Source organism: Streptomyces celluloflavus, assembly GCA_000720995.1.
Lineage (GTDB): Bacteria > Actinomycetota > Actinomycetes > Streptomycetales > Streptomycetaceae > Streptomyces > Streptomyces celluloflavus.
Window position 1 is genome coordinate 12,561 of the sequence record JOEL01000057.1, and the last position, 24,793, is coordinate 37,353.

General features: G+C 74.8%; 16 protein-coding genes. 5 read left to right on the plus strand and 11 right to left on the minus strand.

The window, feature by feature from the left end:
* Positions 1-6: 6 nt before the first annotated feature.
* From ettA to IH09_RS31720, 3 genes are read left to right on the plus strand one after another with little or no spacing between them, the layout of a single operon-like run.
* On the plus strand, positions 7-1,671 hold the full coding sequence (ettA, locus tag IH09_RS31710) for an energy-dependent translational throttle protein EttA (RefSeq protein WP_094794986.1): 1,665 nt from the start codon (positions 7-9) through the stop codon (positions 1,669-1,671).
* Positions 1,672-1,676: 5 nt separating this feature from the next.
* Positions 1,677-2,111 (plus strand): acyl-CoA thioesterase, encoded by a 435-nt coding sequence (locus IH09_RS31715; RefSeq protein WP_052860994.1) that lies wholly within the window; start codon positions 1,677-1,679, stop codon positions 2,109-2,111.
* Positions 2,108-2,818 (plus strand): hypothetical protein, encoded by a 711-nt coding sequence (locus IH09_RS31720; protein WP_052860995.1) that lies wholly within the window; start codon positions 2,108-2,110, stop codon positions 2,816-2,818. The genes IH09_RS31715 and IH09_RS31720 overlap by 4 nt, the downstream gene beginning before the upstream one ends.
* Before the next feature lie 200 nt (positions 2,819-3,018).
* Here the strand turns inward: IH09_RS31720 and IH09_RS31725 are convergent, their stop codons facing one another.
* The 4 genes from IH09_RS31725 to IH09_RS31740 all read right to left on the minus strand — a co-directional run bounded on the left by IH09_RS31725 (position 3,019) and on the right by IH09_RS31740 (position 11,064).
* Positions 3,019-4,251: an ABC transporter ATP-binding protein gene (locus IH09_RS31725; protein WP_240150585.1), complete on the minus strand. Its 1,233-nt coding sequence runs from the start codon at positions 4,249-4,251 to the stop codon at positions 3,019-3,021.
* Positions 4,248-6,986 carry an FtsX-like permease family protein gene (locus tag IH09_RS31730; RefSeq protein ID WP_052860996.1) on the minus strand — a complete coding sequence of 913 codons (2,739 nt, stop codon included), beginning with the start codon at positions 6,984-6,986 and terminating at the stop codon, positions 4,248-4,250. The genes IH09_RS31725 and IH09_RS31730 overlap by 4 nt, the downstream gene beginning before the upstream one ends.
* 111 nt (positions 6,987-7,097) lie before the next feature.
* Positions 7,098-10,484 carry an FtsX-like permease family protein gene (locus IH09_RS31735; RefSeq protein ID WP_052860997.1) on the minus strand — a complete coding sequence of 1,129 codons (3,387 nt, stop codon included), beginning with the start codon at positions 10,482-10,484 and terminating at the stop codon, positions 7,098-7,100.
* Positions 10,485-10,659: 175 nt separating this feature from the next.
* On the minus strand, positions 10,660-11,064 hold the full coding sequence (locus IH09_RS31740) for a globin (protein WP_052860998.1): 405 nt from the start codon (positions 11,062-11,064) through the stop codon (positions 10,660-10,662).
* 126 nt (positions 11,065-11,190) lie between these two features.
* Between IH09_RS31740 and IH09_RS31745 the strand changes: the two genes are divergently transcribed.
* Positions 11,191-12,171: a methyltransferase domain-containing protein gene (locus IH09_RS31745; RefSeq protein ID WP_052860999.1), complete on the plus strand. Its 981-nt coding sequence runs from the start codon at positions 11,191-11,193 to the stop codon at positions 12,169-12,171.
* A gap of 142 nt (positions 12,172-12,313) precedes the next feature.
* Here IH09_RS31745 and IH09_RS31750 read toward each other — a convergent pair whose 3' ends face one another.
* The 7 genes from IH09_RS31750 to IH09_RS31785 form a co-directional block, all read right to left on the minus strand.
* Positions 12,314-13,705 (minus strand): FHA domain-containing protein, encoded by a 1,392-nt coding sequence (locus IH09_RS31750; RefSeq protein WP_052861000.1) that lies wholly within the window; start codon positions 13,703-13,705, stop codon positions 12,314-12,316.
* Between the two features lie 351 nt (positions 13,706-14,056).
* Complete coding sequence (locus tag IH09_RS31755; protein WP_052861001.1) at positions 14,057-15,412, minus strand: vWA domain-containing protein; 1,356 nt, start codon at positions 15,410-15,412, stop codon at positions 14,057-14,059.
* Between the two features lie 61 nt (positions 15,413-15,473).
* On the minus strand, positions 15,474-17,048 hold the full coding sequence (locus IH09_RS31760) for a PP2C family protein-serine/threonine phosphatase (RefSeq protein ID WP_318279615.1): 1,575 nt from the start codon (positions 17,046-17,048) through the stop codon (positions 15,474-15,476).
* Positions 17,049-17,100: 52 nt separating this feature from the next.
* The gene (locus IH09_RS31765) at positions 17,101-19,800 is read right to left on the minus strand and encodes a serine/threonine-protein kinase (protein ID WP_404827303.1); all 2,700 of its coding nucleotides are present in this window, start codon (positions 19,798-19,800) and stop codon (positions 17,101-17,103) included.
* On the minus strand, positions 19,797-21,113 hold the full coding sequence (locus IH09_RS31775) for a hypothetical protein (protein ID WP_052861003.1): 1,317 nt from the start codon (positions 21,111-21,113) through the stop codon (positions 19,797-19,799). The genes IH09_RS31765 and IH09_RS31775 overlap by 4 nt, the downstream gene beginning before the upstream one ends.
* Positions 21,114-21,318: 205 nt before the next feature.
* Positions 21,319-22,314, minus strand: a complete 996-nt coding sequence (locus IH09_RS31780; RefSeq protein WP_240150586.1) for a glutamate ABC transporter substrate-binding protein — start codon at positions 22,312-22,314, stop codon at positions 21,319-21,321.
* Between the two features lie 26 nt (positions 22,315-22,340).
* Positions 22,341-23,729, minus strand: coding sequence for a hypothetical protein (locus IH09_RS31785; RefSeq protein ID WP_110952710.1), 1,389 nt, complete (start codon positions 23,727-23,729; stop codon positions 22,341-22,343).
* Between the two features lie 666 nt (positions 23,730-24,395).
* Between IH09_RS31785 and IH09_RS31790 the strand changes: the two genes are divergently transcribed.
* Positions 24,396-24,752, plus strand: a complete 357-nt coding sequence (locus IH09_RS31790) for a hypothetical protein (RefSeq protein WP_052861006.1) — start codon at positions 24,396-24,398, stop codon at positions 24,750-24,752.
* The last annotated feature ends 41 nt before the right edge of the window (positions 24,753-24,793 follow it).

Here is a 24,793-nt window from a genome sequence, read left to right on the forward strand (position 1 = left end):
TTTCTCTTGGCTGAGTACATCTACACGATGCGCAAGACGCGCAAGGCGCACGGCGACAAGGTCATCCTCGATGACGTGACGCTGAGCTTCCTGCCAGGCGCGAAGATCGGTGTCGTGGGCCCCAACGGCGCCGGTAAGTCCACGGTGCTGAAGATCATGGCCGGTCTTGAGCAGCCCTCGAACGGTGACGCGTTCCTCTCCCCGGGCTACTCCGTCGGCATGCTCCTCCAGGAGCCGCCGCTGGACGAGTCCAAGACCGTGCTGGAGAACGTCCAGGACGGCGCCGCCGAGATCATGGGCAAGCTCAAGCGCTTCAACGAGGTCGCCGAGCTGATGGCGACCGACTACTCCGACGCGCTGATGGAGGAGATGGGCAAGCTCCAGGAGGACCTCGACCACGCCAACGCGTGGGACCTGGACACCCAGCTCGAACAGGCCATGGACGCGCTCGGCTGCCCGCCCGGCGACTGGCCGGTCACCAACCTCTCCGGTGGTGAGCGCCGCCGCGTCGCGCTCTGCAAGCTGCTGCTGGAGGCGCCCGACCTGCTGCTCCTCGACGAGCCCACCAACCACCTGGACGCCGAGTCCGTGCAGTGGCTGGAGCAGCACCTCGCGAAGTACCCCGGCACCGTCGTCGCCGTCACCCACGACCGGTACTTCCTCGACAACGTCGCCGGCTGGATCCTGGAGCTCGACCGCGGCCGCGCCATCGGCTACGAGGGCAACTACTCCACGTACCTGGAGACCAAGCAGACCCGCCTCAAGGTCGAGGGCCAGAAGGACGCCAAGCGCGCCAAGCGGCTGAAGGAAGAGCTGGAGTGGGTCCGCTCCAACGCGAAGGGGCGGCAGGCCAAGTCCAAGGCCCGGCTCGCGCGTTACGAGGAGATGGCCGCCGAGGCCGACAAGATGCGGAAGCTGGACTTCGAGGAGATCCAGATCCCGCCGGGCCCGCGCCTGGGCAGTGTCGTCGTCGAGGTCGAGAAGCTGTCGAAGGCGTTCGGCGACAAGGTCCTCATCGACGACCTGTCCTTCACGCTGCCGCGCAACGGCATCGTCGGCGTCATCGGTCCGAACGGCGCGGGCAAGACCACGCTGTTCAAGATGATCCAGGGCCTGGAGACCCCCGACTCCGGTCAGATCAAGGTCGGCGAGACCGTCAAGATCTCCTACATCGACCAGAACCGCGAGAACATCGACCCCAAGAAGACCCTGTGGGCCGTGGTCTCCGACGAACTGGACTACATCAACGTCGGCCAGGTCGAGATGCCCTCGCGCGCCTACGTCTCGGCGTTCGGCTTCAAGGGCCCGGACCAGCAGAAGCCGGCCGGGGTCCTCTCCGGCGGTGAGCGCAACCGCCTCAACCTGGCGCTCACCCTCAAGCAGGGCGGCAACCTGCTGCTCCTCGACGAGCCGACCAACGACCTCGACGTCGAGACGCTCTCCTCCCTGGAGAACGCCCTGCTGGAGTTCCCGGGCGCCGCGGTGGTCGTCTCCCACGACCGCTGGTTCCTGGACCGCGTCGCCACGCACATTCTGGCGTACGAGGGCGACTCCAAGTGGTTCTGGTTCGAGGGCAACTTCGAGTCGTACGAGAAGAACAAGATCGAGCGGCTCGGCGCGGACGCGGCCCGCCCGCACCGTGCCACGTACAAGAAGCTGACCCGGGGCTGAGGGTCGTGCGGCACCTCTACTCCTGCCCCCTGCGCTGGTCGGACATGGACGCGTTCGGCCATGTCAACAACGCGGTGTTCGTCCGCTACCTCGAAGAGGCGCGGATCGACTTCATGCGCCGGCTGGCGCCGGGGGACGGCAGCCCGTCGTTCACCGGCGGCTCGGTCGTCGCCCGGCACGAGATCGACTATCTGCGGCCGCTGGTGCACCGGCACGCCCCGGTGGCCATCGAGCTGTGGGTCACGAAGGTCAACGCCGCGTCGATGACCATCGGGTACGAGATCAAGGACGAGGACACCCTCTACCTCCGGGCCTCGACCGTCGTCGTCCCCTACGACTTCACCGAAGGACGTCCCCGCCGCATCACTGCGGAGGAGAAGACCTACCTGAAGGAGTACCTGGACGACGCCGCACAGCAGGAGGGGGCCGTCGCCGTATGACGGCGCTGCGCCTGGCCGGTGCCGGGGAGGCGGCGGATCTCGCCGCCTTCCTGGGCCGGCTGCTCCACTACGACCGCGCCGCCGCGGTACGGCTCCAGGCTTCCGGCGGCGTGCTCGCCGTCTTCGGCCGCCCGCCGTCCTTCGAGGTGCTGGCGATCCGCACCGCCCGGCTGGCCGACGACCTCGACTTGGACGTCACCGTCTCCGCGGGCGAACTCCTCGAAGGCGTCGCGGAACCGGCCGGTGTCCTGACCGTGCCCGCCGCGGTCACCGGCCCGCCCTGGGCCGGGGTCCTGCCGCCCCGCGGCGGCTGGCGCCGGGTGCCGGGACTGCCCGCGCCCGACGCACTGGTGCGCACGGTGGCCGCCGCGGTCGCCGAGTTCCGCGCCCGCGACGAGGCGCTGCCGCCGCAGCACCGCACCCGCGGCGAACGGGACCGGATCGGCCGGGAGATCTGGTCGCGCGCCCTCGGCGACACCCACCTCCCGCTGCGCGCCGCGCACGCCGCCCAGTCCCTGGGCTTCCTGCGCCCCGCGCATGCCGGCGCCCTGACCGGCGGCGGCGCCTCGCCCGCCTCCCCCGTCCCGCAGCCGCTGTCCCTGCTCGCCGCCGGCGGCTGGCTGCGGCTGAGCACCCCCTACGGCTCGATCGCCGTACGGACGGGTGGCGCGACGGGACTGTCGGGACTGAGCGTCACACCCAGCTGACCGTCACACCGAGCTGGCGGTCACACCGAGCTGAGGGGACATGCCGGTCCGGCGCTCACACCCGGACGTGAGCGTCCGGCCGCCGCGCGGACCGGCACCGTGCCCCGTTGCGGGCCGGTCCGGTCTCGGTACGGGCCGGTCACGCACCGCCCGGCCGGCGATCTCCCCCCGACTCCCCGGCCCCCGGCCACCCCTCCCGGCTACCCGGCCCCCGGCTCCCCGGCCGCACCACTGACCGGTCCGGCACCACTGACCGGTCCGGCACCACTGACCGGTCCCGCCCCACCACCGTCGCCGTCACCACGGGCGTCACCGCCGCCGCTGCCCCCGCCGCTGACCCCGTCGCCGCCCCCCTCGCCCCGCGTCCGTGCCGCGCCGTCCGCCGTATGGTCCGGCCACACCCCGATGTGATCGCTCTCCAGCTCCAGCAGGACGCGGTGCGCCATGCCCAGGCTGCGGGTGTACTCGGCGGGCAGCTGGAGGCGGCCCGCGCGGTCGAGCATCGCGTACTCGCGGGCGACCAGCGACTCCTGGCCGGTCGCGGCGTCCCGTTCGGTGCGCCGCAGCACCTCCGAGGACGTACGGCCGTCCCGGATCGCCACCGTGCGCCGGACCTCGTCCGCGACCGCCTGGTCATGGGTGACGATCACGATCGTCGTGCCCAGCTCCGCGTTGGCGGTGCGGAACGCGCCGAAGACCTGCTCGGCGGTGTGCGAGTCCAGCTCACCGGTCGGCTCGTCGGCCAGCAGCACGGACGGGGTGTTGGCCAGCGCCACTGCGATGGCGGTGCGCTGCTGTTCACCGCCGGAGAGCTGGTGCGGGCGGCGGTCGCGGCAGTGGTCGAGGGAGAGCATCGACAGCAGTTCCCCGGCCGCCTTCGTGCGCTCGGCGCGGCGCCGCCCGCCGCGCAGCTGCATCGGCAGCGTCACGTTCTGCAACGCGGTCAGATACGGCAGGAGATTGCGGGTGGTCTGCTGCCAGACGAAGCCGACGACGTCCCGCCGGTAGCCGAGCCGGGCCTTGGCGTCCATCGTCAGCAGATCGCGCCCGGCGACCTTGGCGGCGCCGGCCGTCGGCACGTCCTGGCCCGCGAGGATGTTCATCAGGGTGGACTTACCGCTGCCGGACGCCCCGACCAGCGCCATCAACTCGCCCTCGGCGACCAGCAGATCGAGCCCCTGGAGGGCCTGCACCTCCACCCCGTCGGTGCTGAAGACCCGCACCAGCCGGTCGCAGGAGATCAGCGCGTCGTGCCCGTACTCGGGCCGTCCGCGCCGGGCGGCCGCCCGGCGTTCCAGCTCGGCGAGGCCGGCGGGTGCGGCGGGCCGGGGCCGGGCGGACGCCGTACCGGACGCCGCACCGGACGCCGCACCGGTGGCCGGCTCCCGTGTCGGGCCGGTCGCGGCCGGCGGTGTGCCTTCGGGCCGGGTCATTGGGTGTCCCCCGCTCTCAACTCGGTGCTCTCACGCCGTCGTCCGCTCAGCCATGCCTGGACCAGGACCACGGCGAGAGCCAGTGCGACCACGCCCGCCGACGGCAGCAGGAGGGACGCGGAATCGGTGTGCAGACGTACGGTGCCCAGGTCCGCCCCCGCGCCGGGCAGCGCGAGCGGCGTCAGATCCATACCGGGGCTCAGCAGCCGGATGGCGGCCGCGCCGACGAGCGCACCGCCGACGGCCGCCAACAGGGCCTGCGGCAGGGCCTCCAGCACCATCAGACGGCGCCCCTGGGACGGTGTCAGCCCCATGGTGCGCAGCCGGGCCAGCAACTGGATGCGCTGCGGGGCGGCCTGGAGGAGGGAGAGGAGCAGGGCGAGCAGGGCGTAGCCCGCACCGGCCCCCACGGCGGCCGCGTAGAGCTGTTCGGCGCCCTGCTGGAGCGGCGAGTCGGCGTACTTCGCGCGCGCGTCGGAGCGCAGGACGAGGCGGGCGGGACGGGCCGCGACGGGGTGGGCGCGGACGGCGGCGCGCAGCGCCCCGGCGTCCAGGGAACGGCCGGAGACCAGCAGGAAGGTGGCGCCGTTGGCGGGATCGGCGAAGGTGTCCGGATGGATCCGGGCCACGCTCCCGGCGTCGACGACGATGAAGTCGCCGCCGGGCTGGGCCGGGGTGTCCGCACGGATCACCCGGGGGCGGACGGTGAGCTGGCCGAGCTCCGGTTGCAGGGTCATCGGGGCGTTGCCGAAGCGGGTGACGAAGCTGGGGGAGACCAGGGCGGGCAGCGGCCCGTCGCCGCCGGGGTCGGCCAGCTCCCCGGCGTCGAAGGCGCCGAGACCGGTGGCGCGGGACAGCCGGGCATAGGCCCCGGCGTCCACGATCACCACGTGGAGCGGCGGACCGCTGTCGTCGGCGGCCTGCACATCGATGCGGACCGGCACCGCGTCCTGGACGCCCGGCACCTTCGCGACGGCCCCGGCCAGCTTCGCGGGCAGCGGCGCGTCGGAGGAGATCCGGGCATCGGCGCCGACCGCGGTCAGCGCCGCGTGGTCCCGTCCCCGGTCCACCCCGGCGAGTACCGAACCGCCGAAGGACGCCGTGGTCAGCGCCACCAGCAGGGCCAGCAGCGGCAGTCCCGCGGTGGCCGGGGCACGGCCCGCGCGGGCGAGCGAGAGGAAACCGGTCAGCCCCCGGGCACGGGCGGCCGGGCGGGCCGCCAGTCGCAGCGGCAGGGGGTAGAGCCGCATCAGGACCAGCGCCGCGATCACCCCGGTCAGCACCGGCGCGGCGCTGACCAGGGCATCGACCCCGGCGCCGGACGCGGTGCTGCGGCGGCGCAGCGCGGCCACCGCGCCGACGGCCAGTACCAGCACGGTGAGTTCGGCGACCGTACGGCGCCGGGAGGGGCGGACCCGGGCCAGGTCCGCGCGGCCGGCGGGCCGCGGGCGGCGGTGCGCGGCGGCCGCCCGCAGCGGCAGGGCGAGCGTGCCCAGCAGGCCGGTCACGGCCGCGGCGCACAGCGGGACCAACACCCGCTCGCCGGGCACCAGGAGCAGCGCCAGAGCGCCGCCGGCCGCGGCCGCGGGCAGTGCCGCCGCCGCGGTCTCCGCCGCCAGCCGCCCGGTCAGCCCGGCCAGCGACGCGCCGCGGGCCCGCAGCAGCTCCAGTTCCGGGCGGCGCCGGGCGGCGGCCAGCTGGCCGGTCATCAGCAGGGCGACACCGGCGACCGTACCGATCCCGAAGGCGGCCACCGCGACGACCGGGGCGACCGCCGCCCGCATCCCCTCGGAGGCGTCCAGCAGACCGGTCACCGCACTGTCGGCGAACGCGCCGTTGCCCGCGACGGACCGCAACCGCACCAGCCCCGGGCCGTGTTCGAGGGAGCGCAGCCGGTCCCGCAGGACCGGCACGTCGTGGACGCTGAGCGCGCCCGTGTCGACGGGATAGCGCCAGTACTTCTCCGGAGCGCCGCCGGTGGACAGCAGCGCCGCACCGTCGTCGGGGGAGAGCAGCAGACCGGCGCTCCAGAACTTCAGGGGCGGCGAGGCGGCGGTCGAATCCAGCTGGGGGGCGGCCATCCGCGGTTCGGCGGACCAGTATGTGCCCTGCGGCTCGCGCGGGGTGAGCAGCCCGCTGATCCGCACCGTCAGGCCGCCCAGGTGCAGTTCGCTGCCGACCCGCAGCCGCATGGTCCGCGCGGTGGCGGTGGTGACGGCCGCCTCCAGCGTGCGCGATCCCGGGGCGGCGGCGTGCGGCAGCCGCCCCTGGGCGAGGGTGCCGTGCGTGCCGGGACCGGACGCCGCCCAGAGGGTGAACGCGGGGTCGACCTCGTCGATCCGGGGCAGCCAGGCGTCCCGCGCGGACAGCGGCTTGGTGGTGCGCACACCGTGCACGGACTGGCCGTCGTCGATCCGCAGCGGAGCGGTGAACTGGCCCCGGATGGCCCGGTCCAGGCGGGCGATCTCCTTGCCGGAGTAGGCGGTGGCGGGGTCGGCCGCCGGGTCGGCGGCGAGCGCGTCGGACTGCCCGACGGTGATCTGCACCGTCCGGTCGCCGGGCGTCGCGGAGGCCAGCGCGTACTGGGCGCCGCGGGTCTCGTACGTCTCCACACCGCGCGGGAACGCGGCCGCCAGGAACGCGGTGACCAGAACCAGTACGGCCAGGCCGAGCGCCGCACCGCGCGCGGTGCGCAGCCGGATGCGGAGCCAGCTCGTCCAGGTGAGCGCGTTCACCGGAGTTCACCTCCCGGGACCGGTACGGGGGCCGGGGCGGAGCGGCCGGCGCCGCCCGGCGGCCGGTGGAGGCCGGGCGGGCGCGGGCGGCCGTGCGGCGAACTGGTCATGTCACAGGGCTCCTTGGCTGCGCAGGGCCTGGACGGGGTCGCCGCGGCGCAGCCCGATGGCGGCGACCACCACGAGCGGGACCGCCGCCACGGCGGCGAGCAGCACCGCCACCGGGCCGGCCGGGAGTTCCACCAGGACCGGCGGCACCGGGCGGTCGGCCTGTTCCGTCAGGACGACCAGCGGCACCACCGCCCGGGTCAGTACGGCGCCCAGGGCCAGGCCGACGGCGAGCGCCAGCGCGATCAGCACGCCCTGTTCCGCCGCGATCATCCGGGCCAGCTGCGGGCGGGGCGCGCCCAGCGCCCGCAGCACGGCGAATTCCCGGGCGCGTTCGCGGACCGAGCCGGTGGCGCTGACCGCGAAACCGACCGCCGCCAGCGCCACCGCGACCGCCGCCGCGGCGGTCAGCGCGGTCTGCGGGCCCAGGCCCAGTGGATCGTCGTGCAGCTGCTGGGCGATCTCGTCCCGGACCAGCACCTGCCCGGGGTCGGTGTCGGGGCGGGCCCGCAGCGCGGCCACGACCCCGGCGGCCGCGCCGGGGGCGGGGCGCAGCCACCACTCGGCGGCGGCCAGCGGCGCCGCACCCCGGTCGGCCAGCGCCTCGTTGACCGCGCCGAAGTCGACCAGCAGCCCGCCGGTGGCGCCGGCCGGGGCGTCCGCCGGTCCCGGCAGCGCCCGGACGGCCCGCACGATCCTCGCCTTCAGCGACTGCCCGTTGACCGGCACCTCGATGGTCGCGCCGACCGCGGAGCCGCTGTCGCGCAGAAAGGCGTCGGTGGCGACGGCTGCCAGCGGCGGACGCTCCGGGTGCGCGGCGGTGATGCGCAGCTCCGTCACCGGACCTTCGAAGACGCCCGGGGCGGCACCGGTCTCGTACGTCTGCGACAGAAGCGCGCCGGCCGGCAGCTCGGCCTGCTCCGCCTTCGGGCCGAACGGCTCGTCCCGGGAGCCGCTCTTGTCGGTCACCGCGGCCTGCCAGCGCAGGGACTCCGGCGCGGTGAGGGAATGGCCCCTACCGTCCGCGGTGACGGCCTGCGCGGCGTCGAGGGTGAGCCGCTGGCGGTGCGAGACCGGCGTCTGGGCCAGGTCGACGAGGAGCCCGGTCAGCCGCAGCGGACCGGCCGGGCGGCCCGCCGGAGCGCCCGCCGCGGCGGCGAGGTCCACGGTGAAGGTGTGCGGCCGGCCGTCGGCCGCGAGCCGGTCCAGCGGCATCGGGTACGGGACGCCGTAGCGGTCGGTGATCAGTGCGGTGAGGTCCGCCGGGACCGGCCCGGTGTCGTGCCGCGGCGTGTCCGGGTCGTACATCCCCAGCCGTTTGCCGGGGATGAACGGCAGCGCCGCCACATCGCGGAGGGTCGCGGTCAGCCGCAGCCGGCCGGTGTCCGCGGGCAGTTCGAGACCGGCCGCCGCGGTCTTCGGCGCCACCTCGGCCAGCATGCCGTCCGCGGCCGTGCCGCGCGGGGCGTCCGCGGCGCCGCCCAGCAGATCGCCGCGGAGCAGCAGCGCCCCCTGGGCCCGCCGGGTGTCCAGCGCGAGCAGCGTCGAGACCCGGCCGCCCGACAGCGTCAGATCGGCCTGGCCCATGGGCAGTGCGGCGGCCACCCCCGGCACGTCCGCCAGCGCCCCGCCCTGCCCCAACTGCGGTGTCCGGCTCGCCAGTACGCGCACCGCCGCACCCGCCCGGAAGTCCGCCTGGTCGTCCTGCGAACGGTCCCAGGAGGCGCCCTGGCCGATCGACAGCATGCCCAGCGCGCCGGCCAGCACCAGCAGCAGCACCGGGCCCGCACCGCGCAGCGGGCGGCGGCTGATCTGCCAGCCGGCCAGCGCCGCGGCCAGCCCCCGGCCGCCGGCCGCCGCGCGCTCGGCGAGCCGGGCGGCGAGCGGCAGCAGCCGCAGCGTCAGCACCGTACCGGCTAGCAGGGCCAGCGCGGGGGCGGCCACCAGCACCGGGTCGATGCCCAGTTGGCCCCCCGTGTCGCCGGTCAGCACCCCGCCGCCGGCACCCTCGCCGCCGTCCCCCGTCCGGCGTTGCAGCTGCCAGTACGCGACCCCGGCGATCACCAGCAGCCCGATGTCCGCGCCCGCGCGCACCGCGCCGGGCAGCCGCTTCGCCCGTACCCGCGACTCGTCCGCCCCGGCCCGCAGCAGGGCGGGCGCCGCCACCGCGACGGCGCAGCCCAGGGCCACCGCACCGCCGGTCAGCCAGGTCGTACCGGTCAGACCGGAGTCCAGCGGCAGTCCGATCCGGGCCAACGCACCATGGTCCGCGAGCAGTTGCAGCAGTGGCCCGGTCAGCAGCGGGGCGCCGACCGCGGCCGGCACCGCCAGCAGCAGCGACTCGGCGAAGGCCGGCCCCGCGATCTGCCGCCGCGCCCCGCCCCGGGCCCGCAGCAGCGCCGTCTCACCCGTCCGCTCGGTGCTCAGCATCCGCGCCACCAGCAGCAGCGCATAGCCGGCGAGCAGGATCAGCTGCAGCGCGACGATCAGGATCGCCGACCGGTTGACCAGCAGCGCCCGCTGCAACGCCCCCAGCGCGTCCGGCAGTTCGGTGACCGCCGAGACCTGTCCCGCGAACGCCGGATCGGCCATCAGCCGCCGGGGGGCCGGGCGGGCGGCGGCGCTCAGCGCGGGCAGCCGGTCCCCGGTCAGGGTGCGGAAGTCGGCGGTGGCGAGCCAGGCCACGGAGTCCTGTACGAGCGGCCCGCCACGGAACGCCGCCGGGTCGGTGAGCAGCGGCCCGTACGTGGTGAAGCCGAGGGTGCGCACCCCGCGCCCGCCGAGTTCGTCGAGCCGCCAGTACGGATCGGCGCGGTCCTTGGGCCGGTAGACCCCGGTGACGCGGACCGCCAGCCGGGCGGGGCCCGACAGCCGGTTGTCGAGGGTGAGCGCGTGGCCGGGCCGGACCCCGAGCCGGGCCGCCGCGGCCTCCGGCAGCGCCACCTGGAGGGGACCCCCGTCCCGGGCCGGCGCCGCGGGCCAGCCGCCGCCGGTGAGCGTGACACGGGAGCGGTCCAGGGCCGCGAGATGGGTGAGATCGGGCTCGCCCTTGCGCGCGGCCGGCGGCTGGAGCGCGCGGGGCAGTGCGTACGGCCCGGAGCGGACCAGTGTCCGTACGGTGAACGGCAGCCCGTCGAAGGCTTCCCGGGCGCCCTTGCCGACCGCCCGGTCGGCGGCCTCCCGTCTGTCGGCGGGGAGTTGGGCCTTCACCTGGAGGGCGGCGGACGCCGCGGCGCGGGTGCGCAGGGCCTGGCGCAGCCCGGCGTCGCCGATGGCGTCGGAGAACGCGGCGAGGGTCGCCAGCACGGTGGTGGTCAGCAGCACCGACAGCAGGGCGGCGGACAGCAGCAGACGGTGCGCGCGCACGCGAAGAAAGATGAAGCCGGACACGGTTCCCCCAGGCGCGGTCAGCACCGAAAGCTTGTCCGGATGCTGTCAGAGGGAAGAGTGTGAGGTCAGCGGGTGAAGATCGGTCTTGACCGGATCGTGACTGGAGCAATTCGGCCGATGAACGGTAGGGAGGCCGAAATGCCACTTTCCGCCGAGGAGGCGGCCCGCGCGGCCGTCACTCCCCGGCGTTGATCATCGAAGCGGCCGCGTAGGTGAGGTAGTTCCACAGCTGCTCTTGGTGGTCCTCGGCGAGCCCTAGGGAGTCCACGGCGTCCCGCATGTGCCGCAGCCACGCGTCGTGCGCGGCGCGGTCCACGGTGAACGGGGCGTGCCGCATCCGCAGCCGGGGATGCCCGCGGCCTTCGCTGTACGTCCGGGGACCGCCCCAGTACTGCATGAGGAAGAGCGTGAACCGCTCCTCGGCCGGACCCAGGTCCTCCTCCGGGTACATCGGCCGCAGCAGCGGGTCCTCGGCGACGCCCTGGTAGAAGCGGTGCACCAGGCGACGGAAGGTCTCCTCACCGCCGACCTGCTCGTAGAAGGTCTGCTCCTGAACCGTGCCGCGCGGAATCTTGTTCACCCGTCCATGGTGGCAGACGCGCCGGCCGAGGACTCCGGACGTAGGTCACCGCCGGCGGGCGCGGGCGCCGGACGCACCGCGGGCACCGGACGGAGGAGAGTGGAGACAGCCAAGGACGGTGGAGACATGAGCGGCGCTACGGATGCGGACCGGGCGGCCGCGGCACGGGCCCGGCTCGTCCGGTCGATCACCCGGGGCGGCGGCCTCGCCGACCCGCGCTGGCGGGCGGCGTTCGCACAGGTGCCGCGCCATCTGTTCGTGCCGTACTACTACGAGAGCGTGCCCGGCGGCTACGAGCGGCTGACCGCCGACGACCCCGACCCGCTGCGGCGGGCCCGCTGGCTGCGCGGCGCCTACCGCGACGTCCCGCTGGCCACCCGGGTACGCGACGCGGAACTGCTCTCCTCCAGCAGCCAGCCGTCGCTGATGGCCCGGATGCTCGACGCGCTCGCCGTCACGGACGGCAGCCGGGTGCTGGAGATCGGCACGGGCAGCGGCTACAACGCGGCGCTCCTGTGCCACCGGCTCGGCGACCGGGCGGTGACCACCATCGACCTGGAACCGGAGATCACCGCCACCGCCCGGACGCAGCTGGCGGCGGCCGGCTACCGGCCCGAGATCGTCACCGGTGACGGGGCGCGGGGCTGCCCGCGCCGCGCACCGTTCGACCGGATCATCGCGACCTGCGCGCTCGCCTCCGTACCGGTGGCCTGGACGGGGCAGTGCGCGGACGGGGCGGTGATCGTGGCGCCGCTGGCCACCGGAGTGCTCGCGCTGACGGTGGCACCCGGCGGCGGGCGGGCGGAGGGCCGGTTCCTGGCGACCCCGGCGTTCTTCGTCCCGCTGCGCGGTACGGACCCGGCGGCGGGGGAGGGCGCACCGGCCGCCGGCACGGGCCACGGCCTGCCGCCGGAGGCGCTGTCCGACGACCGCTTCCAGTTCCTGCTGGCGCTCGGCGCGGGCAGCCTGCTCCCGCAGGAGGCGTACGCACTGTGGCGGCGCGAACACCGGCCCGGCCGCGAACGCTACGGCCTCACGGTGGAGGGGCACCGCCAGTGGGCATGGCTGGACGCTCCCGCGGGTCCGTACGCGTGGGAGCTGCGCTGATACGCAGGGGAGCCGCGCCGGGCCGGGCGAACGGGCGGCCGGGGCGGGCACCGGCCGGAGCCGGGCCGGGGCGTGACCGGCGGGTCACACCCCGGCGGCGGCTCGGGCGATGGGTTGCGCGCCCTGGGGCGAGCGGACTGCCTCAGCCGCGCCGGACCGTGAGGGTCGTCCAGGCGCCGACGTGCACCCGGTCGCCCTCGTGGAGCGGCACCGGCACATACGGCTGGATCGGGTCCTCGGCGAGGTTGATCGTCGTGCCGTTGGTCGAGTTCTGGTCGACCACCGCCCAGCTGCCGTCCGGCTGCTGCACCAGCAGCGCGTGCTGGTGCGAGACGCCCGGGTCCTCCGGCGGGCGGCCCAGGTCGACGTCCGGGGCCTCACCGGTGCTGGGCCGCCGGCGGCCGATCGCGAGCTGGTTGCCCGAGAGCGGGAGCACCTGCTCGGGGGAGTACGCGGGGAGGTTGAGCCCCGCCGCCTCCGGGCCGCTGCGGCCCATCATCGCCGTGAAGTACTCGCGGTCCGGCGCGATGGCCACCACCCAGCCCGCGCCGACGACGGGCGCCGGCCCCTGCGGCGGCGCCGCGGGCCCCTGGCCGGTACCGGGCCCGCCGTGCCACTGCTGCTCCGGCTGCTGTCCCGGCGCCTGGTGCTGTCCCGGCGCCTGGTGACCCTGCCCCGGCGCCTGGTGCTGCGGGGGCGGCGGGGTCTGCTGCGGCTCGTACGGACCGGGTTGCTGAGGGGTCTGCTGCGGAGGCTCGTACGGACCGGGCTGTTGGGGCGGCGGGGTCTGCTGCGGCGGCTCGTACGGACCCGGCTGGTGCGGGGGCTGCTGCGGGGGCTCGAACGGACCGGGCTGCTGGGGCGACTCGAACGGCGCCGGCTGCTGCGGGGTCTGCTGCGGCGGGTCGTACGGGCCCGGCTGCTGCGGCGGGAACGGCGCGGGCGGCTGCTGCTCGAACGGGGCCTGCGGGCCGGGCGGCGGGCCCGGCTGCGGGGGCGCCATCGGCGGGGCAGCGGTCTGCGTGCTCGGCGGGTTCAGCGTCCAGTCGTCGTCGGGCCCGCGCCGCCCCGGACCGGACGGACCGGGTCCCTGGCCGGGAGCGGGCATACCGGGCGGCGGGCCGGGCCGGCCGCCGGGGCCGGGCTGGCCGGGCTGACCGGACGGGGGGCTCTGCGGCGGCGGGGGGAAGCCGTATCCGTCCTGGCCGCCCTGGGTACCGGGGCCCGGTGCGGGCGGCGGCGGGAAGCCGTAACCGCCCGGACCGCCCTGCGTGCCGGGAGCGGAGCCGGGAACCGGGCCGGGGCCGGGCATCGGCGGCGGGAAGCCGTAACCCCCCTGACCGCCCTGGGGACCGGGCATACCGGGCGGCGGACCGGGCTGTCCCGGCGGCTGGCTGCCCGGCGGGGCGTAGGACGTCGCGGAGTGCGTGAGGAAGTTGTAGCGGCACTCCTCACAGAACGGTGCCCCCGCCTCACGCGGCGTACGGCACTGCGGGCACTGCTCGGGCTGCCCCGGCTGACCCGGGCCGGGCATGGGCGGCGGGAAGCCGTAGCCACCCTGAGGACCGGGACCGGGAGCGGGCGGCGGCGGGAAGCCGTAGCCGCCCGCACCGCCCGGACCGCTCTGGGGACCGGGACCGGGACCAGGTCCGGGGCCGGGTCCGCCGGGTGGCGGCCCTGGTGGGCCGGTCGGCTGGCCGGGCGGTGTGTTCAGGAACCCCGCAGGCAGGGAGGGCGGCGGGGGGACAGCACCCGCCATCCGGTGGCCGCACACCTCGCACCAGTCTTCGGCCACCGACTGGTGGCCGTTCGGGCAGGTCGGCATGTCGGTTCTTCCCCCTCCGTACCATGTCTTCCGGTGGTACTTCTCGATACTTCTCGATGGTTATTTCTTGACGCGAACGGTCTTCGTCGAGCGGGTTTCGAGGGTCATCTCGTCCGCCTCGGCGACCTTCGCCTTCAGTCGCACAGTACCGGTCGCCGCATCGACGACGTCCACCACCTTCGCCAGCAGTTTCGCGGTGTCCGCGTTTCCCGAGGCGTCCGCCAACTGCACGGCCCGCCCCAGTTTCGCGGTGGCAAAGCCCACATCACCCGCCTTGCGGGCATCCAGTCCCTGCTGGATGACGTGCGCCAGTTCCGCCTGCCCCGTGTAGTGCGCCACCTGCGGATTGATCGACGTCGAAGCGGCCGTGTCGTCCGTCCACACCGCCCGTACCAGCCCCTGGGACAGGGTCCGCGGCGGCGAGCCGTCCGGCCCCTCGATGATCAACGAGACCCGGGCGGCGAGCATCTCCCGGCCGACGCCGGCGTCCGGCACCCGCACGCAGAGGTGGTAGTCACGGGACTCGTCCCCCCACGAACCCGTCGGATAGTCCCCCGACCGCGGGCCCGACTCGACCCGCCGTCCGGTCAAGTCCTCGACGACGGGGGCCACTTGCTTCACGAACGCGATCTCCGCACCCTGCGGTGTCCACAGCCGCAGCGCGACATCGGCGACCTCTTTGCCCATCGCCGTCTCCATCATCCGCGTGAAGTCGGCGGTCAGCCCGGCCGGATCGGCGACGATATCGGCGGTGCCGAGCAGCGCCGAGGCGATACCGGTGACCTCCTTGACCTCCCAGTCCGTGCCGACACCGCGGACATCGCAGGTGAACCGCCCGGAGCAGGCGGCCAGGGTGCCCTGGAGCTCCTCCGGCGTCTCGTGCTCGTTACGGCCGTCGGTGAGCAGGATGCCGTGCCGGATGGTGACGTCCGCGGACGACAGCAGCCGGTCGGCCAGCCGCAGCCAGCTGCCGATGGCCGTACCGCCGCCCGCGCTCAGCTTCTCCAGCGCGGCCTTGGCCTGGGCGCGGGTGGCCGGTGAGGCGACGGCCGGCCGGCCGCCGCCCGGGTAGATCTCGGTGGCCCGGTGCGTACCGGCGACCACCGCGAGCGCCACGCCGTCGCGGACGGTGTCGATCGCGGCGGCCGTGGCCTGGCGGGCGTGGCGCAGTTTCGTCGGCGGATGGTCCATCGACCCGGAGCAGTCCACCATGATCACCACCCCGGCGTCCGGACCGTCCGGACCCTGCGGACCGTCCGGCCCGGCGGCCGGCTTCGGTCTGCCGCCGGTCGTACCGCCCCCGGTCGCGGTGACCGTCACGATGGCGTGCACCTCACGCCCGCCCTCGGGGAGGTAGACGTTCTGGTACACCTCGGCGGAGAAATGCGGCACGTGCGACTTGGCGAAATTGGCCATCTTTCCGCTCCTCGATACTCCGTACTCCGTGCGGCTCCTTGGACTCCGTACCGGCCGGCGCTCAGGCCGGTCCCGTCCGCCCCGGCTGCGCGGGGAACGGCACCACCGCCACGGTGATGTTGTCGTGCCCGCCGCCGTCGAGGGCGTGCGCGACCAGCGTCCGGGCGCTGTGCAGCGGCCTGCTGGGCGCATCGCGGGGCAGTACCCCGGCCATCCGGTCGGCGGTCTCGGCGTAGTTCCACAGCCCGTCCGTGCACACCAGCACGACACCCGGCCCGTCCGGTTTGAAGGACGCGGTGTGCGGTTCGACCTCGTACGCGTCCGCGCCGAGCCAGCCGGTGATGGCGTGCGCGCGCACATCGGCGTACGCCTCGGCCTCGGACATCAGGTCGTTGGCGACCATCTGCGCGGCCCAGGAGTCGTCCTCGGTGAGGCGGGCGGCGGGCGCCGAGCGGTCGTCGGGCACCCAGTACGCGCGGCTGTCGCCGACCCAGCCCACGGTCAGCAGCCCGCCGCCGACCACCGCGCCGACGAAGGTGCAGGCCGGGGCGTTCTGCTGGCGGTACCGGTCGTGCTGCTCCGTCCGGGCGGGCTCGGCGGCCAGGGCGTTGACGGCCGCGGAGGCCGCGATGATCGCCTCGTGCATGGCCTGCTGGGGGTGCGTACCGCGCGGCACCGACGCCAGCAGCGCCGCGCCCGCGGCCTCGGACGCGGCCTGGGACGCCTCGTCCGGGCGGGTCGCGGAGGAGACGCCGTCGCAGACCACCGCGATCACGGCGGGCGTACCGTCCGGCAGGGCGGTGACGGAGACCGCGAAGTAGTCCTCGTTGCGGTGATGGCGGTTCCCGCGGTCGCTGACCGCCGCCACCCCCGCCAATTCGCTCTCCATATGGTCGCGTTGGTGCTGCTGGGCGTGACCGCAGTGCTCGCAGTAGCCGTCGGCGGCCACGGAGCCCGTCCGGCAGGCGGTGCAGAGGGGGGCGGATGGGGTGTCCGGGGTGCCTGTGGTGGCCGGGGTGCTCGGGGTGGCCGGAGCCTCCGGGGTGCCCGGGGTGCCCGGGGTGCCCGGGGCGGGTGTGTGCCGCGGCTCGGGGGCGGCGGCGACGGGGGACGGGGGCGGCCCGGCCTCGGGAGCGGTGCCGGCGGTGGCGACCGCGGACTCGGCGGTTTCGGGGACGGCGGATTCAAGAGCCCGGCCGGGGCCGGTGGTTACGGTGGTCCCGGCGGCCGCGGTGGTGCCGGTGGTCCCGGCGGCTGTGGTGGTCCCGGCGGCTGTGGCGGTGTCGGCGGTCGTGGCGGTGTCGGCGGTTTCGACCGACGCGGCGTCAGGGGTGGTTCGGTAACCGGCGATCCGCGGATCGCCGGCCGGGGCGGGCACGGCGGGCACGGCGGCCGGGCCGACGGCGCCGACAGGGCCGACCGGGCCAACAGCGCCGAAGGGACCGGCCGGACCGGGGAGTCCGGGCAGTCCGGGCGGCGCGGCGACACCCGGCGGGGCCGGTGGTGCGGGCGGCCCGGTCGGCGCCGGCGGCCCGTACGCGGCCGCGCCGCGCAGCGAGATCGTCGGATTCCCGTCCGGTGGCACGGCGGCCGGTACGAGGCCGACGCCGCACCGCCCGCAGAAGTTGTCCCCCACATCGAGCGGCTCGTCGCAGCTCGGACACCTGGACGGCCCAGTCACACCCATGTCACACCCACGTCCTGGGGCGGAAGCGGTTGGCCCGTTCCACCAGCTCGATCCTTTCCTCGCCACGCTGCGCCAGCCGCGCGAGCAGCCGGTACGACCGCTCCAGGCCGAACCGCAGACCGCGCTCGTCCAGCGTGCTGCCGAGCAGCGCCGGCCGGCCGGCCGCGGCCTGCCCACCGGCCGGCCCGGCACCGTGGCTCCCGGAGAGTACCCAGTCCAGGGCGCTGCCCAGTACCTCGGTGACCAGTTGTGCACGGCGCCCGGGGTCCAGCCCGAAGTCCGCCAGCGCCTCGATCTGTTCCGCGGCGGCGAGCAGGTCCGCCAGCAGCGCGTCCTGCGCGCTGCGCTGCCGCAGCCGCGCGCGGACCGCCGCGATCCGCGCCGCCGTGTAGTGGATGGACGACTCCGGGACGGACTCCAGCGCCGCCACCGCCCCCGCCCGGTCGCCCGTCGCCAACCGCACCCGGGCCAGCGCGAACGCGGCGCTGACGAAACCGTGGTCGGCCGTCCACACCAGCCGGTAGTACTCCGCCGCGACGTCCAGCTGCCCCAGCAGCTCCGCGCAGACGCCCAGCGCCAGCTTCGGCGCCGGCTCGCCCGGGAACGCGTCGTAGACCGCGTCGAAGGACAGCGCGGCGCTCGCGCGGTCCCCGGTCACCAGCGACACCAGACCGCGGTTCCACACCACCCGCCAGTCGTCGTCCCACCCCCCGCCGGACGCCGACTCGATGTCCGCGAGCACCGCCTCCGCCGCCGCACCGTCACCCAGCTCCAGCCGCGCCCGCAGTTCGCGCAGCCGGGTCTCCAGGGAATCGGCGGGCGCCGCACGCAGCGCGCCGACCAGCTCGGCCGGGGCGGCGGCCAGCAGCCCGGCCAGGAAACCGGCGTTGGGGTCGGCCGGATCGACCCGCGGCACCGGCAGCGCCAGCACGGCGGCCCCGATGTCCAGCGGCCGCAGCACCGGACCACCGGGCGCCCCGCCCTCCGGCACGGCCGCCCCGTCCGGCGCCTGCGCACCGCGTTCCCCTTCGCCCTTTTCCTCTCCCGCCGCGCGCAGGGCCTTGCGCCGCCCCCCGGACACCCCGCGCCCCGGCGTCACCGCCCGGCCGCCCAGCAGCGAACTGTCGCCCCGTACGGCCGCCATCAACTCCGCGTCCACCACCCGCAGTTCGGGACCGAACAGCTTGGACAGCGCCGGCCGCGGCTCCCCCGACTGGAGCGCCACCACCTCTCGCAGCACGCCGGTCAGCTGCTCGGCCATCTCCTCCGCGGACGCGAACCGGCGCGCCCGGTCCGGGTCCGTGGCCCGCACCAGCAGGCGGTAGAAGGACTCGTAGGCACGGAACACCTCGATGTTGTCCGGATCCGGCAGGGAGTCCACGAAGACGTTCGTATAGCCCTGGAAGTCGAAGGTGAGGACGGCGAGGGTGCGCGCGACGGTGTACAGGTCGGAGGAGACCGACGGGCCCAGCTCGGCGACCTCCGGCGCCTGATAGCCGATCGTGCCGTAGATCGCGCTCTCGCCGTCGTCCATCCGGCGCACCGCGCCCATGTCGATCAGCTTGAGCTGGTCGTTCTGCTGGATGGCGTTGTCGACCTTGAAATCGCAGTACAGAAGGTTGCGGCTGTGCAGATGACCCAGCGCCTCCAGCGCCTCGATGCCGTACGCGCACGCCTGCTCGACCGGCAGCGGGTCACGCCGCCCCTGGGCCGTACGCCGCTCGTTGGCGATCTCCTTGAGCGACGCGCCGCCGACGTACTCCATGACGATGTAGCCGTCCAGACTGCCCGTCGACGGATCGAGATGCTCCACGAAGTTGTAGATCCGCACGATGTTGGCGTGCTCGATCTCGGCGAGAAATCGCCGCTCGGACACCGCCACCGCCAGCGCCTCCTCGTCGCCGGTGTCCAGCAGACCCTTGAGCACCACCCAGCGGTCGGAGACGGCACGGTCGATCGCCAGATAGATCCAGCCGAGCCCGCCGTGCGCCAGGCAGCCCGCCACCTCGTACTGACCGTGCACGATGTCACCGGCCCGCAGCTTCGGTACAAAGCTGTACGGATGGCCGCACTTGGTGCAGAACCCCTCCGTACGCCCCGCCCGCCCACCGCGCGCCCGCCCGACCGGCGCCCCGCACTCCCCGCGGCTGCAGAACCGCTTCCGCTCGGGGACCTCCGGATTCTCCAGCACCGCCGTCCGCGGATCGGGCCGCGGCACCTGCGGCACCGTCACCAGCCCCGCGCCCAGCCGCCCGCGCCCCGAACCCGAACCGGAACCCGGCCCGCTGCCGCGCGCCGACACCGAGACCGACCCACCGCTGCCGCTGCCACTGCCGCGCGCCGACACCGAGACCGCCGACGCCTCACGCGTCCGCTCACCACCGGACGACGAACCCGACAGCCACCCGGACGCCGAACGGCGCGAGGCCGAGGAGCGCCCGGCGGGGGAGCGCCCGGCCGAGGAGGACGCCGCCGAGCGGGCCCCGGCCGCGGACTGGTGGGTGCCGGCCGTACCCCCGCCGGACCCCGCGCCCGCCGGCGTCCGGCCGGTCAGCCCCGTGGGCGCCGACGACAGCAGCCCATCGGGCGAGACGACCGGCGCGAGCCCGCACACACCGCAGTACAGCTCCCCGCCGCCGACATCCTCGTAGCTCCCCTCACACCCCGGCCGCTGGCACGGCACATCCGCCCGGTCCGTCACGATTCCCCCCTGCCGTCCGTCTGTTCCGGCACCCACGCCTCCGCGGCCGCCCGCTGATAGCGCAGCACCGCCTGTTCGGCCACCCGCAGATCACACGGCGCGCTCCACAGCATCCGGCGGGCCATGTCGTACCGCTCGGCCAGCAGCGGATCCTCGGCCAGACCGTGCCGGGCGACCTTCGCCCGGTACGCGTCCAGCCGGCCCCGCAGCTCGGCGCGGACCGCCAGCGGCGCGGTCACCGCCGTCAACGACTCGCGGGCCCGGAGGAGTTCGTCCTCCGCCCGCTCCTCCAGGCTGTCCAGCAGCGGCGACAGCCGGTGCCACTGCGCCCGCCTGCGATAGTCGACGGCCGCCGCCAACTGCTCGTGCAGCACCGTCGAAGGGCCGCTGACCGCCGGCACCTCCGTCGAAGCGATCTTCGCCAGCACCTCACCGCGCGCCTCCCGCGCCTCGGTCAGCGTCCGGTCCGCCCGGGACAGGACGTCACGCAGCCGCATCAGCCGCTGCTCCGCGTCCTGCCGCACATCCAGCACCGCCTCGATCTCCCGCCGGACGTCCTCCAGCGCCCGCGCCGCACGGTCATAGCGCTCGGTATCGGGACGGCCCCCGCCCGGCGCCGAACTCCCCGTCGACGACGACACCCAGAACGCCAGCGGATCCGCCACCACCTGGTCGCGCAACCGCGACAGCTCCTCCGTGATCCGCGCCAGATCATCGCCCGCCGGATGCTCCCCGGGACGCACCCCCACCGAATGCGCCAGCGACCGCGTGCGCTGCAACTCGGCGGCGAGCAGATCGATCCGGGCCGGCAGCGCCGACCAGACCGCGTCGGCGGCCACGATGACATCCAGCGACCGCGCGTACAGCCCGTTCATCCGCTCGACCAGCTCCGCCAGACTGAACCGCTCACTCAGCCGGGCCGGCCCGCCCTCCGCCGCCGCGGCCGCACCCGCGACCGTCACCGCACCGCCGTACAACAGCTCCGTCAGCTCCGCGAGATCCGCCGGGGACGGCCACCGCCGCCGCGCCCGCAGCGCACGCACCGCCGCAACGGCGGCCGTATAGGTGTCGAAATACGACCACAGGGCCGTCACCGACCGCTCGGCGGCGGCCCAGCGGTCCCTGGTCGTACCGGCCAGCTCCGCGCCCTCCAGCAGCCTGCGGCCCGCATGGTCCTGCAACGCGAGCAGCGATGTCTCGATCGCCTCGTGCTCGGCGTCGAGCCGCGCCAGGGCGCGATCCACCTCCTCCCGGCCCGGCACCGGGGCATCGGGCCTCCCCGCGGAGCCGGGGAAGGGTCCAGGGGCCCCCATCGATCACCTCTCCAATGTGCGTACGGCGCTTGGCGGTCGCGGCCGGTGCGGCGGCAACCGCCGCCGTGCCCCTCCGCTCCCTCGATTCCTTCGGATCCCGCAGTTCGCCCGGCTCTCCCGCTCTCCCGGTCCCGTCGGCCCACTCGGCCCACTCGGCTCCCCGGGCCTTCCCATACTGACGCCGGCGGGCCGCTCCATGGGCCGGTCAGTCGCTGTACTCCGGCGTCGGCGGCCCCGATATCCCCGGCAGATCGGCCTCCAACCACGTGTGATACGCCCGCATCCAGGGGCTGTCGGCACCACCGCCGCCCCGGTAGTCGTCCAGCACCTTGTTGACCCGCCGCACCAGATCCACATCGTCCTTGTTCAGCGCCACGCCGTACGACTCGTCGGTGAACGGCTTGCCCTTCAACTGGACCGTCGGATCCTGCGCCGCCTGCGCCGCGGCCAGCGCACTGTCCGTGACGACCGCGTCCGCCTCACCGAGCTGCAACCGCACCAGACAGTCCAGCTGGTTGGGCACCGTCAGCACCCGCGCGCCGTGCCGCCGCGCCGACAGCTCCGACTCACCCGTCGAACCCGCGGCCGTACACACCCGCTGCCCCCGCAACGAATCGTCGAACCCCGTGATTTTCGCCGTCCTGGGCGCCAGTACCTGCTGCCCGGCCTGGAAATACGCGGTCGAGAACGCCACCTGCTCCTTGCGCGCACAGTTGATCGTCACCGTCCGCACCACCATGTCGACCGTACGCTTCTGCAACGCCGTGATCCGCTGATTGGTCGGCACCGCCTGGAAGACCACCTTGGCGTCCGGCCCCAGGATGTCCTTGGCGATCGCCCGCGCCAGCTCGATGTCGAAACCCTCCAGCTTCCCGGTGTTCGGATCGCGATACCCCCAGCGGTAGGTGTTCTGGTCGACGCCGACGACCAACTGCCCATGCCGCTTGATCCGGTCCACGGCCTCCCCGCCGCCCGGCGACGGCCGCAGGCTCTGCACGGCGTTCTGCGGCGTGCACCCCACCGCGGCTTGTGCGGCCCGCGCCGTCCCCGGCCCGCCCGCACCTGCCGAACCCGACGCGCCCGAGGGGCCGTCACCGCTCAGCGCCGGCACCAGCACCGCGGCCGCCGCCACCATCACACACACCCCGGACGCGACCGGCGCCAGCGCGGCCCGCAGATTCAGCAGCCCTCGCCCGCGCATCCTCATGTCCCCATCACCGCGCCCCCTCACCGGTACTCCGACAGCCTGCGCCCGATACCCAGCACCGCACCCACCGCCGCCAGCACCGCCAGCACCGCGGCACCCACCGCCAGCAGGCCGAACGCCGCCCGCCCGCCGTCCGCCGCCGACCGGAACTCCGCCTGCTCGTGCGTCAGCGCCTTGTGCAACTCCGCGTCCACCCGGTCGAACGACTCCCGGGTGGGCCGGTCCGTGCCGATCACCTTGGCCAGCGCCTGTTCGTAATCACCCTTGTCATCGGCGGTCCGCGCCTGGTCGTGCCGCGCCTGCCACTGCCGCACCTGTGCCAGCGCCTCCCGCACCGGCTGCCGCCCCGCCTCGTCGTCCGCCAGCGCCAGCGCCGCCCCCAGCCTGCTGCCCGCCGACGCGGCGCCGCTGCCCGAGCCCACCAGATCCGCCATCCCCGAACGGAAACCCACCTCGTAGAAGTCCTTCTGGTCCTTGGTCAGCACCGCACCGCGCGCCACCAGCGTCAGATTCTCGTCGCCGCGCGCCTGGAGCGAATCGATCCGCGCCTCGTTGAGCACCCGCAGCGACCGGGCGCCCTGCTCGTACGAATCGCTCAGCCCCGAACGGGCCACCGCATGCGCCGCCCCCAGCCACACCAGCAGCGCCACCGAAGCGCCCGTCGCCGCCAGCAGCCCCTTGTTGAACACCCGGTTCGTCCGCCGGTAGTTCCGCCGCTGCGCCCAGAGCAGCGCACCCACCGCGACCAGCCCCGCGGCCAGCGCGTACCACGGCCACGCCTTCGCGGCGGCGTAGTCCCCGGCCAGCCGGTCCGTCTCGGCGTCGTACAACGCCCGTGCGGCCGGGAGCAGTTCGGTGCGCATCTGGTCGTTGGCGTACCGCAGATACGCGCCGCCCAGCGGCAGGCCCTGCCGGTTGTTCGTCCGTGCCGTCTCGATCAGGCCGGTGTAGCGGGGGAGGCCGCTGTTGATCGTGGCTATCTGGCGGCCGGCCGGGTCCGACGCCCGGGTGTTCGCCGACGCCTGGACCAGCCGCTGCGACGCCGTCGCGATATCGGCGGCGTAGCGGTCGCGGGTGGCCTTGCTCTCCGCGCCGCCGGCCAGGAACCCGCCGGCGGCCGTGGTGTCGGCGTCCGCCAGCGAACGGTAGATGTCCGCGGCGGCCGCGCTCAGCGGCTGACTGCGCTCGACGACATCGTCCGCGGCGGCCGTACGGTCGGTGACCTGCCAGGCCGTGACCGCGCCGAAGACCAGGACCAGCAGGGCGAGTACGGCACCGATCACCCGCAGCCTGCCCGGCTCGGTCGTCGCCGCGGCCCGCAGCTCATCCAGCCCGTCGGCCCAGGCCGTACGGTGGCCCGGCGCGGGCGGTGACGCGCTGCCGGCCGGCGCGGACGATGCGGGCGGCATGGACGATACGGGCGGCGCGGATGGCGTGGCCGGCACGGAACCTCCCCCTACGTCGGTGACTGCGGGTCCGGCTCCGTCGCACGGACCGCTCACGAGAAACGGTGCACGGGCAGCAGTATGTCCGCACCCGCTGACAACCACACCGGTATTGGCCCGATCTTGTGCCGATCGCGATCGATCTCACGGCCCATGGAGCGGGTCACGGCCCATGAACCGCGCTGTGCTTCCGGGACTTGGTGTGGTTCAGGAACTTGGGTGTGGTTCGTGAACTTGGTGTGGTTCGTGAACCTTGACGCGGTGTACGAGCCGTGCCGCGTCCCTGCCGGTGTCCCCGATCCCCGCCGTCACGGTCACTGTTCATCACGCGTTCGAGGCGGGTCCGGTTCCCGTCAGGGTGGGGCAGGCCGCTGGGGGCGGTCGCCGAGTCGGGCCGGGCGGCCGGGGCGGAACTGCCCAGGCGGGGCGGGCTTCGGGTCGCCGTGCGGTCCACGGCCGGTGCGACCACCGCCACCGGCGCGTACGGGCACACCTCACGCCCCCGGTCGTACTCCCGCACGCCGGTGACACCCTTCCCCTCGTCGATTACGCTGAGTAATCAGCAGCAGGCATCACACCCACGACCGGCCCGGGTCCGCCCCGCGCCACGGCACATCGGAGGCAGTCGGCATGCGACGCACGGCCCGGTTCCCGGGACCAGCCCGGATCCCCAGACTTCTCGAACCGCTCACCGCCGCCACGGCCAGGAGCGGCGCGGCCCCCGGCTGCGCCCTCGCGGCGAGCGGATTCCTGACCATCGGCGGCACGACGTACGTGGACCCCAGCGGCAGCTACCCGATCGACCAGCTCACCGACAGACCCACGACGCTGATCATCAACGACACCGACCGCCACATCACCATCGTCACGGAACGCGACCGCGGCGGCTTCACCGACGGCGGTCAGCGCACTGAACCGGTCGAGGTGGTGCTGCCGCCCGGCGGACGGGCGGAGGTGACGCACGGGCACGGCGTCCAGATCGGGTGACGACCCGACAGCGGGGGTGGGGAGGGAGGGGAGGGGGAGGG